This window comes from Pantoea sp. EKM10T (genome assembly GCF_011800685.1).
Lineage (GTDB): Bacteria > Pseudomonadota > Gammaproteobacteria > Enterobacterales > Enterobacteriaceae > Pantoea > Pantoea agglomerans.
Map to the genome: position 1 here is coordinate 341,916 of NZ_JAALEU010000003.1, position 13,167 is coordinate 355,082.

Here is a 13,167-nt window from a genome sequence, read left to right on the forward strand (position 1 = left end):
AATGGTTTCTTTCGAACCGGTCGCGCAACTGACCCGACGACATCTGATCTTCCCGCTGTCGCTGGTGTTGTTTGAGTTCGCTACCTATATCGCTCACGACATGATCCAGCCCGGCATGCTGCTGGTGACTCAGGAATTTAAGGTCGGGCCGGAGTGGGTCTCTACTTCGCTCACCGCCTATCTGGCCGGTGGCATTATGCTGCAATGGCTGCTTGGCCCCCTCTCTGACCGTATCGGGCGGCGTCCGGTGCTACTTAGCGGCGTGGCCTTTTTTATGCTCTCGTGTGTGGCGACGCACTGGGTGCAAAGCATTGAGCAGTTCGTCCTGCTGCGTTTTCTGCAGGGCGTCAGCCTCTGTTTTATTGGCGCGGTAGGCTACGCGGCGGTGCAGGAGGCATTTACGGAATCGCTCAGTATCAAAATGATGGCGCTGATGGCCAACGTCGCCCTGCTGGCCCCGCTGGCCGGTCCGCTGGCGGGCGCGGCTTTTCTTACTGTGGGTGAATGGCGCACCCTGTTCTGGCTGATTGGCGCTATTGCGGCGCTGGCGCTGGCAGGTCTGTGGTATGCGATGCCCGAAACTGCAGGTGACCGGCAGAAACCGCTGTCGCTGCGATCGATTATCAGCGGTTACGCGGCATTGCTGAAGGATCGTCAGGTGATGCGCGGCTCGCTGGCCATCGGGCTGGTCACCGTGCCCTGCATCGCATGGGTCGCATTGTCGCCGGTGATATTAATCCACGATGCGGGACTCAGCCGCATCGGCTATGCGTTGTTACAGCTGCCGGTCTTCGCCGCCATGATTGCGGGCAACCTGACGCTGGGACGCTTATCCAGCCGTCTGCCCATTGAACAGCCGTTACGGCTCGGTGCCTGGCCGGTGGTCTGCGGGCTGGCAATCGCAGTAACCGCTACCGTGCTAAATCCGCAAAGCTATCTGTGGCTGACTGCCGGAATTAGCCTCTACGGCTTCGGCGCCGGGCTGGTCAGCGCCGGACTTTATCGCATGACGCTTTTTTCCAGCAGCGCCGGAAAAGGCAGCGTGGCAGCGATGCTCGGCATGGTGAGTATTCTGATTATTGCGCTGGGCATTGAAGCAGCCAAAACCGCCTATTTTAGTTACGGCACCGGCGGCTTCAGTGTGGTGAACCTGATCTGCGGTCTGCTGTGGCTGGTTCTGGTCAGCGCTTTTCTGCGTGCAGACCAGCGGAAATTGTGCGCGGAATAGCGTTCCCTGATTAATCCGCTGTTTGCCGTTGATAAAATATTACCCGGCAGGATGGCAGAAATTTATTTGCCATCCTGCAACTGAAATAAAGAGATTACATCCCGCCCAATCCCGCATTTATTTTTTTCAGATAAGCTTTGACCAAATCGTTACTTTATCTGTGTGTTGCGTCATTCGATGATGATTCCGCCTGCTGAGGCAATTGATAACAAAGGAATTCACCATGAAGACGTTATTTCCCCTTAAACCACGCGCACAAACGCTGGTTTTTACTTTACTTGCCGGGACTCTGACCTTTAACGCGGTGGCTGCACCGGTCAAAGGCGGTACGCTGATTTATCTTGAACAGCAGGCACATACCAACCTCTATCCGCCTGCCGGCGGCTTTTACCCTAATGGCGGCATTCTCAATCAGATTACCGATAAATTAACCTGGCAGAATCCCGAAACGCTGCAGGTTGAACCCTGGATTGCGGAAAGCTGGACCACAAATGCCGACAAAACCGAATATACCTTTAAATTACGGCCTGGCGTGACTTTTTCCGATGGCACACCATTAGATGCGAACGCGGTGGCGAAAAACTTTGATACCTACGGGTTGGGAAATAAAGCGCTGCGCCTGCCGGTATCGGAAGTGATTAATAACTATGAACGCAGCGAAGTGATCGACCCGCTGACGGTGAAATTCTATTTTAAAAAGCCCTCACCCGGATTTTTGCAGGGCACCGCCACCATTGGCGCTGGCCTGGTCTCGCTGAGTACCCTGGCGCGCAGTTTCGATCAGCTGGGCGATGCGCGTCATATCATTGGCTCCGGCCCGTTTGTGGTCAGTGATGAGAAACTCGGTCGGGAGGTGGATCTGGTAGCGCGTAAAGATTATCAGTGGGGACCGAAAAACATTCAGCAGCAAGGTCCGGCCAATCTGGATGCGATAAAAGTGATCGTGACGCCGGAAGACAGCGTGCGCATCGGTGCACTGCTGGCGGGCCAGGCAGGCCTGATCCGTCAGGTGCAGGCCTACGACGAGAAGCAGGCTAAAGATCAGAACTTCCCGGTTTATGCCGCGCCGACCCGTGGTGTAAACGACAGCCTCAGCTTCCGTCCGGATAATCCGCTGGTCAGCGATATCCGGGTGCGTCAGGCGCTGCTGCACGCCACCAATGCCAAACAGGTGGTTGAGACGCTCTTCTCGCCGAACTATCCGCAGGCAACCTCGGTCGTGGCCACCACCGCCGCCGGCTACGTCAATCTGGCGGACAAACTCACTTTTGATCTGACAAAAGCGAAGGCATTGCTGGACCAGGCGGGCTGGCAACCGGGTGCCGATGGCATCCGTGAAAAAGCAGGCCAGCGACTGGCGCTAACCGTCTATGAATCACTGCCGCAGCCGCAAAACAAAGAGGTGCTGCAACTGGTGGCACAGCAGTGGCGTCAGGCGGGCGTCGCCCTCAGCGTTAAAGCGGGCGATGCCGGCAGCAAAACGCTGGATAATCTCGACCCCCTTAAGACCCCGCTGAACGTCACCGAAGTCGGCCGCGCCGATCCCGACGTGATCAAAAGCAGCTTCTACCCGGCTAACCGCGACAACCTGCTGCAGAAAGGCGGCTCCAGCGACAAAGTGAAAAACTTCCGTGATGACAAGCTGAACCAGCTGCTGGTCGCCATCTCCGCTGAAGTTGACCCGGCAAAACGATTACAGCTGACCGGTGACGTTCAGCGGTATCTGCTGGACCAGGCCTATGTGATTCCGATCTTCGAAGAGCCGCAGGTCTATGCCGGTGCGCCCTGGCTGAAAGGGGTCAGTTTTGAAGCGGTAGGCCGTCCGGCACTCTATGGCGCCTGGCTGGAAAAACAGTAACCGGAGGTGAGGATGCGTCATTATCTGCTGCAACGTGCTGGCCTGGGTGTATTGGTCCTGTGGGCCGCGTTTACCCTGTCGTTTGTGCTGCTACAGGTGCTGCCAGGCGATGCGGTCCTGATCAAGTTTCAGAATCCGGATCTCGGCCTGAGTCCGCAGCAGATTGCTGAGATGCGTCAGGCCTATTGCGCGGACAGCCCGCTGTGGCAGCAATATCTGCACACGCTGGCGGCGATGCTGCACGGCGACTTCGGCTATTCGGTGCAGGCGGGCGTGCCGGTCAGTGAACTGCTGACCAGCAATCTGCCTGGCACGCTGCGACTGGCCCTGTGCGGCTTTTTGCTGGCGACACTGCTGGCATTCGTGCTGGCGACACTGTCGCGGCTGCCTGCCCTGCGCGGCCTGCGTAATCTGCTGCAGTCACTGCCCGCGCTGTTTATCTCAGTGCCGACCTTCTGGCTCGGCATAGCCCTGATTCAGCTCTTCTCATTCCAGCTGCGCTGGATCCCGGTAATCAATCCCTCACCGTGGCAGGGACTGATTCTGCCCATTATTACGGTCGCCGTGCCGATCTCAGCGCCGCTGGCTCAGATACTGTTGCGCAGCATCGATGAGGTTTCAACCCGGCCTTTTGTGGCGGTGGCGCGCGCCAAAGGGGCCAGCGAGCACTATGTGCTGTGGCGGCACATCCTGCGCAACGCCATGCTGCCGGTGCTCACCGTGGCGGGCCTGCTGCTGGGAGAACTGATTGCCGGTGCGCTGATTACCGAAACGGTGTTTGGCCTGGGCGGTCTCGGTCAGCTGACGCAACAGGCGGTGAACAATCAGGATGTGGCGGTATTGCAGGCGGTGGTGATGATCTCCGCGCTGGGTTTTGTGGTGATCAACCTGCTGGTGGATCTGCTGATGCCGCTGTTTGACCCGCGCTTACAGCTGTTACGAGGTGCAACATGAGTCTGGTTGATTACGCTGCTGCGCGGCAACCCGTGGCGGCAAAGAGGCGCACTTTACAGTTTTCGCCGGGCCTGTGGCTCGCCGTTTCAGTCATGCTGCTGGCCGTACTGGCAGCCCTGTTCCCGGCCATCTTTACCCAGGCCAGCCCGATTGAAGGAATTGCGGGTGCACAGCGACTCGCTCCGCAGGCCGGACACTGGCTCGGCACCGATCAGCTCGGCCGCGATCTTTTTGCCCGCATCGTTTACGGCGCGTCCCATTCGCTCTCCGCCGCCGTCATGGCGGTGGCGATCGGACTGCTGGCAGGAACCGCGCTGGGTCTGGTGGCAGGGTCTATCGGTGGCAAAACTGAATCAATTGTGATGCGCGCAGTGGATGTCCTGCTGGCGATTCCGGCGCTGCTGCTCTCTCTGAGCGTGCTGATTTTACTCGGCTTCGGCACCCTGAATGCCGCATTAGCAGTGGGCATCGCCTCCATCGCCAGCTTCGCCCGACTGGCACGCGCCGAAGTGGTGCGCATCCGTCACAGCGAGTATGTCGAAGCGGCTTACGGCAGTGGCGGCCGCTTTTTCAGCGTGCTGTGGCGTCACATTCTGCCCAATGCGCTGACGCCGGTGATCGCCTATGCCGCCCTGCAATTTGGTCAGGCGATTCTGGCGCTGTCGACTTTGAGCTTCCTCGGCTACGGCACCCCACCGCCGGTGCCGGAATGGGGTCTGTTAATCGCTGAAGGGCGTAATTATCTGGCTACCGCCTGGTGGCTGACCACTTTTCCTGGTGTGGTGGTGGTCGCTGTGGTGCTCGCAGCCAACCGCATCAGCCAGCAACTTTCAGGAGGACGCCAATGAGCGCTCAGCCGTTACTCGCGGTCAACAATCTGACGCTAAGCTATCGCAGCGGCAACCGTTGGCAGCCGATGGTACATTGCGTCAGCTTCGAGCTGCAGCCCGGTGAGATGGTGGCGCTGGTCGGGGAGTCCGGCTCCGGTAAAACCACCACCGCACAGGCGATAATGGGTCTGATGGCGGAAAATGGCCGCCGAGAAGGGGGCGAAATCCTGCTCAACGGCGTGGATATCAGTCAGTGGTCGCAAAAGCGCTTCGATACCCTGCGCGGGGCGCGCATCAGTCTGGTGCCGCAGGATCCCGGTAATTCACTGAACCCGGTGAAAACGGTCGGCGAACAGGTGGAAGAGATCCTGCGACTGCACCTGAAATTACCGTCAGCGCAGCGCCAGCAGCGGGTGGTTGACCTGCTGACTCGCGTCGGCCTTAGCCATCCGGAACAGCGGGTTAAGCAGTATCCGCATCAGCTGTCGGGCGGCATGAAGCAGCGGGTATTGATCGCCATTGCTCTCGCCCTGCAGCCGGAGATCATTATTGCGGATGAGCCGACCAGCGCGCTGGATGTCACGGTGCAAAAGCGCATTCTCGATCTGCTGGACAACCTGCGGCAGGAATCCCGCACCGCCGTGCTGTTTGTCACCCACGACCTGGCGCTGGCGGCGCAACGCGCAGATCGTATTATCGTGTTTCGTCACGGCGAGATTCAGGAATCGGGCCGCACTGAACAGGTTATCAGCGCGCCTGCTCATCCTTATACCCGTCAGTTACTGAATGATGCGGCACCACAGCGATCCGCCAGAGTTAAATCTGCAACCGCCCGTTTTTCTGCCCCCGCAATCCGGGCAACCGGCGTGATGAAAAGCTTTTCGCTGGGCAAACAGCAGCGTTTGCAGGCGCTGAACCAGGTCAGCTTTCAGGTGGCGCGCGGCACTACGCATGCACTGGTAGGCGAATCCGGCTCAGGCAAAACCACGCTGGCGCGCATCGTTATGGGTTTTGAAACCGCCGACAGCGGCGAGGTTACGCTGGATGGCATCGTGGTCAACGGATTACGCGGCGAGGCGCTGCGTCAGCTGCGGCGGAAGATCCAGTTTGTCTATCAGAACCCATTTGCCTCGCTCGATCCGCGTCAGACGCTATATGCAATTATTGAAGAGCCACTGCGTAATTTTGAGCGACTGAGCCGCAGTCAGCGCCGTGAGCGCGTAGAAGGGATGACCACGCGGGTGGCGCTGCCGCTCTCTCTTCTGTCACGTCATCCTCACGAACTTTCCGGCGGACAGCGGCAGCGTGTGGCGCTTGCGCGGGCACTGATCTGCAAGCCGGAGATTCTGGTACTGGATGAGGCGACCTCGGCGCTGGATGTCACGGTGCAGGCGCAAATCCTCGACCTGTTGCAGCAGCTCCAGGCCGAACTGGGTCTGACCTATCTGTTTATCACGCACGACCTGGCGACGGTGCGGCAGATTGCCGACAGCGTCACGGTGTTAAAAGCGGGCGAAGTCGCAGAGCAAGGTGACGTTGTCACTATTTTCAGTGCGCCACAGCATCCTTATACCCGGGAATTAATGGCTGCCATTCCTCCGCTTATTCCCTTAACCCACAAGGAGTCAGCATGAGCCGACGTCTCGGATTTTTTACCCGACTGCTGGATAAGGTGCCGGCGAAACAGCGCTATCAGCTGGCCACCGAACAGATTCAGCATGCCGAACGCTGCGGATTTGATAATGCGTGGATTGCTCAGCACCATTTTCATCAGGATGAGGGTGGTCTGCCGTCGCCGCTGCTCTTCCTGGCGCATGTCGCCGCGCAGACCCGCACCATCCGGCTCGGCACCGCCATCATCACCCTGCCAATGGAAAATGCGCTGCGGGTGGCTGAAGATGCCGCAGTACTGGATCTGCTGGCAGATGGGCGGCTGGAGATCGGGCTGGGCTCCGGTGGCACGCCGGATTCGTTTTTGCCGTTTGGTCTGACCTTTGCCGAGCGCGGTGCCGCTTTTGCCGACCATCTGCATACGCTGCTCAGTGCCTGGCGCGGGGATTCACTGGGGCATCCTGATAATCATCTCTATCCCGCCGCGCCGCAGCTTGCCGGACGGGTGTGGATCGCCACCTTCTCGGTTGAGGGCGCGATCCGTGCCGCTCAGGGCGGCCATGGCCTGATGCTGTCCCGCACCCAGCCGCGTCCGGCGGGCCAGCCTGAGCTGCCGCTGGATGCATTGCAGAATCCGCTGATCGATGCCTATCTTGCGGCACTTCCTGCGGGAACCCCTCCGCGCATCCTCGCCTCCCGTACCGCATTCGTGGCCGATTCTGACCGCTATGCCCGTCAGGTAGCTGAACCGGGAATTCGTCAGCAGGCTGCGCAGTATCGTGGCGAATTACGCGGTGAACGCTTTGATGACCTGCTGGCGCAGTTTGATGCCCATGTTGGCGGCATCGATCAGGTGCAGCACTCGCTGGCGCAGGACAGCGCACTGGCGCGCGTCACCGACATCTCATTTCAGGTGCATTCGGTTGAGCCTTCGCATGCCGACACGCTGCGCTCGATTGAACTGATTGCCCAACATCTTGCGCCCACGCTTCGTGCCGCTGGCGAACCTCACAGGAGAATTTCATGAATCAACCTGACGATTTGATTGCCACACTGGCAGATATCGATCCCGATTCCGAACTGGCCCATGCGCGCCAGACACGTCACGCCGCCACAAAACATGCTCAGGGTAGCTACACCCTGTTGTTTAGCCAGGGTGATGAAGATTTTCCGCTGGCGGAGCGCCGTCTGCTGGCCGCTCAGGTTGCAGGCTGGCATGCACAACCCGGCCTGCAGGCGCACTACCAGCCACAGGAGAGTCTGGCCGGGAGTGTTCGGATCAACGCGGCACAGGCTTTTGCCCATCGCCTGACCTTTGAGCCGGTTACTGCTGCTCCCGCGCATCTGGAGGCTTTGAAACAGGCGGGCTGGAGCCTGCGCGGCATTGTCACACTGGCACAGCTGGTGGCGTTTGTCAGTTTTCAGAGCCGGTTGCTGGCGGGTCTGCGCAGCTTACAGGGCGATGAGGCATCGGGTGAGGTTGCCCCGGTAGTCGCCGGTCACTGGCACGAGGCCTTACATACCGCCAGCGGCAAAACTGCCCTGACCGCGTTTACGCAACAGGAACTCGGCTGGGAGCCCTGGCTGCCGGCAAAACCGCTGTCGGAATTCAGCGAGGAAGAGCAGGCGACACTGGCAAAATTCGGTCACACCGACTCCGACTATTTTCGCCTGCTGGCGCGCAATCTGCCGTTGCTGGAGCAGCGCACCCTGACCGATAAAGGCATTTTTTATACCGCAGGAGGGCTGCCACGCGCCGAGCGCGAACTGGCTGCCACCGTGGTAAGTAAGGTCAACGGCTGCATTTACTGCGCCTCAGTCCATGCGCGTAAAGCCAGCCAGCTCTCAAAGCAGGATGAAGCGGTACAGAAGCTGCTGAATGTTGCACCCGGCGCGGTGTTATCTCACGGACACACCGCGCGCTGGCAGGCGATCATCGCATTCTCAGCAGCGCTGTCGCTGACCCCTGCCCAGCCGACACAGTCGCAGCTCTCTGCACTGCGTGAACAGGGTCTGGATACGCTCGCCCTGCTCGACCTGATTCAATCAACCGCCTTTTTTGCCTGGGCTAATCGCCTGATGCTGACGCTGGGCGAACCTTTTCTGCCGGAACAACAGGGATAATCATGACTTTGCCTTTAACCGACCAACTGGTGCAGTGGCGTCGCGAACTGCATCAGCATCCGGAACTTTCGAATCATGAATTTGCCACTACGGAACGTATTACCCGCTGGCTGGAGCAGGCCGGAATCCGGCTGTTGCCGCTGGGGCTGAAAACCGGCGTCGTGGCTGAAATCGGTCATGGCGAACCCCTGATCGCCCTGCGCGCGGATATCGATGCATTACCGATTGAAGAAACCACCGAGCGCCCATGGCGATCACAGCAGCCGGGCGTGATGCACGCCTGTGGTCACGACGTTCACAGCGCCGTGATGCTCGGCGTGGCGTTGCAGCTGAAACAGCAGGAAGACACGCTGCAAGGCCGGGTACGGATTCTGTTTCAGCCCGCTGAAGAGACCTTTAATGGCGCACGTCAGCTGATTGATGCCGGTGCGCTGGAAGGCGTTCAGGCGATATTCGGCCTGCACAACGCGCCCGACCTGCCGCTGGGCACGCTGCGTAGTCGGGCGGGTGCGTTTTATGCCAACGTAGACCGCTTTGTTATCCGCATTGAGGGCAAAGGCGCCCATGCCGCACGACCGCAGGAGGGCATCGATTCGATTGTGATTGCCAGCCATATCGTAACGGCTCTGCAGACCCTGCCGAGCCGGGTGTTCAGCTCGCTGGAAACGGTGGTGCTGAGCGTGACGCGCTTTACCGCCGGTAATACCTGGAACGTGCTGCCACAAAGCGTTGAGCTGGAGGGCACCGTGCGCACCCACAACGGCGAAATCCGGGCGCAGATCCCGCACCGCATGCGATCCCTGATTCAGGGTATTGCCGCCGGGTTTGGTGCGACCGCCGAACTGGAGTGGACTGAAGGACCGCCGGCCCTGATTAACACGCCAGGCTGGGTGGATGTTGCGCTGGACGTTGCCCAACAGAGTGGCTATCTCGCGGAGCACGCTGAGTCGCCGCAGATGGGCGGAGAAGATTTTGCCTTCTATCTGCAGCAGGTGCCGGGGGCATTTGTCAGCATCGGCAGTGCCAGCGAATTTGGTCTGCATCACGCCGCCTTCGATCCTGATGAAGCGTTGATTGGCCCGGCGGTGGACTACTTCACGCAGCTGGTGCCGCGCGCGTTGCAGATTGTGGCGGCGCAATGACGAAAAAAAGGAGTGCTGCTATGTCAGTTCAGGTTCCACAACCGATTCTTGATCATGCTGTGATTAACGTGGCCGACCAGCTCGACAGCGCCAGCGCGCGCTTCCGAAGGCTCGGCTTTCAGCTCACTGAACGGGGTCATCACTCGCTGGGATCGAGTAATCACCTGGCTATTTTTGGTGAGAACTACCTGGAACTGCTGGGCTATGAGACGGGCAAAGGGAGCCAGCGCGCCGATCTCTGGCAATCGCCGCTGGGATTGAGCGGTCTGGTGTGGAAAAGCAGCGATGCAGAGAGTGAGTTTCAGCATCTGCAACGGCAGGATCTGGATGGCGATCCGCCAGCGGCTTTTCATCGTCCGGTTACCCTGCCCGACGGTTCGGTGAGTGAAGCGCACTTTAGGACCGTACGGATTCGCCCTTCGCTGGTACCCAATGGCCGCAGCTTTTTTTGCCAGCAACTGATGCCCGAAGCGGTATGGCAGCCCGCATGGCAGCGTCACCCCAATGGCGTGCGTAATATCAGTGAGTTTGTGATTGTCGCGCAGGATCCGGCGCTTTCAGCCCTGGTCTATAGCCGCCTGTTTGGGGCCGCTAAGGTGCTCGCCTGTCCCGAAGGCGCTTTTGTCCTGCGCGCGGGTGCCGCCACGGTACGCTTTGCTTCGGCAGACTATGCGCAGCAGCGATTTGGCCAGCTGCCGGAAGACTATGATGGCAGCGCCCGCATGGTCGCGCTGGGTTTTGAGACGGAGGATCTCGCCTTGGTGAAACGCGCGCTGGTGAAGGGTGAAATTGCTTTTCAGGAGCAGCCCGAGGCGATTGTGGTGGAGTCGGCAGAAGGTTTTAACCTGGCACTGCGTTTTACCTGAGTGCAGATTCAGGAGGTGATGAAAAACGCCTCAACTGAGGCGTTTTTCACTGGCTTTACAACGACACAAATCAGAAAGTGTAGCTGGCGGTCACTGAGAAATTACGCGGTTCGCCGTAGACTACGGAGCTGGCCACGTTAGTGTCATACTCTTTGTCGAAGAGGTTATTGAGGTTGCCCTGCAGCGACAGATTTTTGTTCACCTGATAACGGGCGAAGAGATCAACCAGCGCATAGCTGCCCTGACGGGCACGCCAGGTGCCATTGCCTTCCGGGCCACCGACATCATTCCAGATATGTGTCTGCCAGTTCACGCCGCCACCCAGCGTCAGCTGCTGCAGCGTCGGCAGGCGATAGCTGCTGAACAGGTTAAAGCTGGTCTGCGGCAGTTGCGGGTTAAAGGTGCTGCCATCGCGGTTTTCCGCAATGTAGCGCGTGCCGCCCAGAGTCATCTGCCAGTTGTCGGTTAATGCGCCGTTGACTTCAAACTCCACGCCACGACTCACCACGCCTTTACGGCCAATGTACGCGACATCACCTGACCCCTGAACCGTCTGAGTGGTTGCTTCACCGACATTATTCAGCTCGGTGCGGAACACCGAAATCGAGGTGGTGAAGCGACTATCCATCCAGTCAGATTTCAGGCCTGCCTCGTAGTTTTTGCCGATAACGGGCGACAGGAAAGCGCCGCTGGCATCGCGATAGTCCTGAGGCTGGAATACCGAGGTATAGCTGGCGTAAGCCGACCAGTTTTCAGCGAAGTCATAAATCAATCCGCCGTAAGGGGTGGTGTTATTTTCTTCCATTTCACCACCAGGCGTTTCACGGTTCCAGTTGGTGTAACGGGCACCGATAATCAGGTGCAGCGGATCGGCGAGCGACAGACGGGTCGCCATATAAGTCGATTTCTGGCGAACCAGCTGGGTATCGCTGGCAGGCAGACGCGGCGTCCAGGCCGATTCCGGATACTGACCATTAAACTCGTTGTAGTTGCCCAGCGACTCCGATGAGATATTCTCAAAGGTACTGAAGTACTTGTTATCCTGGCGAGTGTAATTGACGCCCACCATCAGCTCATGCTGACGACCCAGCAGTTCATAAGGACCGCTGGCGAAGGCATCAACGGCATCCACTTTGCGTTTACCGGTGTTGTAACCGGTCCCGCCTACCACCGGATAGTTGGCATAGGAAGAGACGCCCGCCCCGGTGTTACGATCGAAATAGCCATCAAGATAGATCTGCTTACTGTCCAGGCGCATCTCGTTGTGCGCGCCGTTCAGCGTGATGTTCCAGCCGTTATCGAAGTCCTGTTTCAGGTTCACAAAGACTTTACGGTTCTCTTTATCGTTGTAGGCCCAGTCAGGTGCGGTGTTGTAGCCGCGTCGGGTATGTATCTGCGTGCCGTCTGTGTACCAGCGCGGCGCGCCACCCCACATGGTGGAGTCCGTATTGACCTGGCTGAATTCATAGCCGATCGAAAGCGTGGCCGAGTCGGTCAGGTCAGCGTCAACCACGCCATAGATGAACTGTTTTTTGGCGCCATAGCGCTCTATGAAGCTGTTGTTATCCTGCCATCCCGCGATCAGCCGGCCACGAACATTGCCGGAGTCACTGAGCGGAGCCGAGAGATCGGCCACATAACGCTGCTTATTCCAGCTGCCGTAACTGGCGGAGACGGTGCCGCCGAACTCTTTGCTGTCGGCGTGTTTGCGCACCATATTGATGGCAGCTGATGGATTGCCCGGTCCGGTTAACAGACCGGTCGCTCCGCGCACCACTTCAACGCGCTCATAGAGCGCCATATCGGTCTGCGCATCACCCAGGTTCCAGCGAGCGGCAAAGGCAGTAGGGATACCATCGACCATGTAGTTGTCGATCATAAAGCCGCGCGCATAGTAGTTGGTGCGATCCATATCACCACTGATACCGCGAATACCGGTGGTATTTGCGAGCACATCATTCAGTGACTGGAGTTGCTGATCGGCCATACGCTGCTTACTGACGATGCTGACTGACTGCGGGACATCACGTACGGTGCCCAGCATTTTAGTGCCCGCACGGGTAACCGGTACGCTGTAATCAGTGGCGGGCGAAGCGGCTACGGCATCATCGGCTGACGCGCTGACCGTCATAGTCTGGTTATCGCTGGCAGCGGGTGCGCCGGTCTCTGCGGCATGAGCAGCGTTATGCGCCAGCGACGAGGCGACGATGATAGCCAGCAAGGAGAAGCGGAATGGACGTTGCAGAGCAGAAGTGTCCGTTGCCCTGGAGTGTTGAAGATCGAAAGCGTTCATTAATTCCTCAATTATCTTTATGTTTTTATGCTGCCACTGTCACGACCATGCTTCCTGCGGACATCGCTGCCCTGCTTATGGTTTGAGGAACCAGAAACCTTTCCCTGAGCGCCTGCGCGCGGGTGTGATGAACTTCTAAAACAAATGAGAAATATACGCATTGCGATTATCATTGCAAGATTTTGTTAGCAAACAATACGAATTTTTTCAGGGAATTGTCTGCGTGTGAAAGACGGCTGGAAGATGATAAAGACAGGGAGG

Annotated in this window: 10 protein-coding genes; 9 read left to right on the plus strand and 1 reads right to left on the minus strand. The window is 58.5% G+C overall.

Annotated elements, in window-relative coordinates; genetic code table 11:
* Position 1: 1 nt before the first annotated feature.
* From HFD95_RS08075 to HFD95_RS08115, 9 genes are all read left to right on the plus strand, one after another.
* A complete protein-coding gene (locus HFD95_RS08075; protein ID WP_124890597.1) occupies positions 2 to 1,228 on the plus strand; it encodes an MFS transporter in 1,227 nt (408 codons plus the stop codon).
* 223 nt (positions 1,229 to 1,451) lie between these two features.
* Positions 1,452 to 3,086 (plus strand): TIGR04028 family ABC transporter substrate-binding protein, encoded by a 1,635-nt coding sequence (locus HFD95_RS08080; RefSeq protein ID WP_167430079.1) that lies wholly within the window; start codon positions 1,452 to 1,454, stop codon positions 3,084 to 3,086.
* 12 nt (positions 3,087 to 3,098) lie between these two features.
* Positions 3,099 to 4,040 carry an ABC transporter permease gene (locus HFD95_RS08085; protein ID WP_167430080.1) on the plus strand — a complete coding sequence of 314 codons (942 nt, stop codon included), beginning with the start codon at positions 3,099 to 3,101 and terminating at the stop codon, positions 4,038 to 4,040.
* Entirely contained in the window at positions 4,037 to 4,888 is an 852-nt protein-coding gene (locus tag HFD95_RS08090; RefSeq protein ID WP_167430081.1) for an ABC transporter permease, read from the plus strand. Before HFD95_RS08085 ends, HFD95_RS08090 begins: the two co-directional genes overlap by 4 nt.
* Positions 4,885 to 6,504 (plus strand): ABC transporter ATP-binding protein, encoded by a 1,620-nt coding sequence (locus HFD95_RS08095; RefSeq protein ID WP_167430082.1) that lies wholly within the window; start codon positions 4,885 to 4,887, stop codon positions 6,502 to 6,504. Before HFD95_RS08090 ends, HFD95_RS08095 begins: the two co-directional genes overlap by 4 nt.
* Positions 6,501 to 7,508: a putative FMN-dependent luciferase-like monooxygenase gene (locus HFD95_RS08100; RefSeq protein ID WP_167430083.1), complete on the plus strand. Its 1,008-nt coding sequence runs from the start codon at positions 6,501 to 6,503 to the stop codon at positions 7,506 to 7,508. Before HFD95_RS08095 ends, HFD95_RS08100 begins: the two co-directional genes overlap by 4 nt.
* Positions 7,505 to 8,605: an alkylhydroperoxidase domain protein gene (locus HFD95_RS08105; RefSeq protein WP_167430084.1), complete on the plus strand. Its 1,101-nt coding sequence runs from the start codon at positions 7,505 to 7,507 to the stop codon at positions 8,603 to 8,605. The genes HFD95_RS08100 and HFD95_RS08105 overlap by 4 nt, the downstream gene beginning before the upstream one ends.
* A 2-nt stretch (positions 8,606 to 8,607) precedes the next feature.
* Positions 8,608 to 9,747, plus strand: a complete 1,140-nt coding sequence (locus tag HFD95_RS08110) for an amidohydrolase (protein WP_022624362.1) — start codon at positions 8,608 to 8,610, stop codon at positions 9,745 to 9,747.
* A 20-nt stretch (positions 9,748 to 9,767) separates the two neighbouring features.
* Positions 9,768 to 10,613: a VOC family protein gene (locus HFD95_RS08115; protein ID WP_167430085.1), complete on the plus strand. Its 846-nt coding sequence runs from the start codon at positions 9,768 to 9,770 to the stop codon at positions 10,611 to 10,613.
* 70 nt (positions 10,614 to 10,683) lie between these two features.
* Here the strand turns inward: HFD95_RS08115 and fhuE are convergent, their stop codons facing one another.
* Positions 10,684 to 12,906, minus strand: coding sequence for a ferric-rhodotorulic acid/ferric-coprogen receptor FhuE (gene fhuE / locus HFD95_RS08120; RefSeq protein ID WP_163763421.1), 2,223 nt, complete (start codon positions 12,904 to 12,906; stop codon positions 10,684 to 10,686).
* Positions 12,907 to 13,167: the final 261 nt, after the last annotated feature.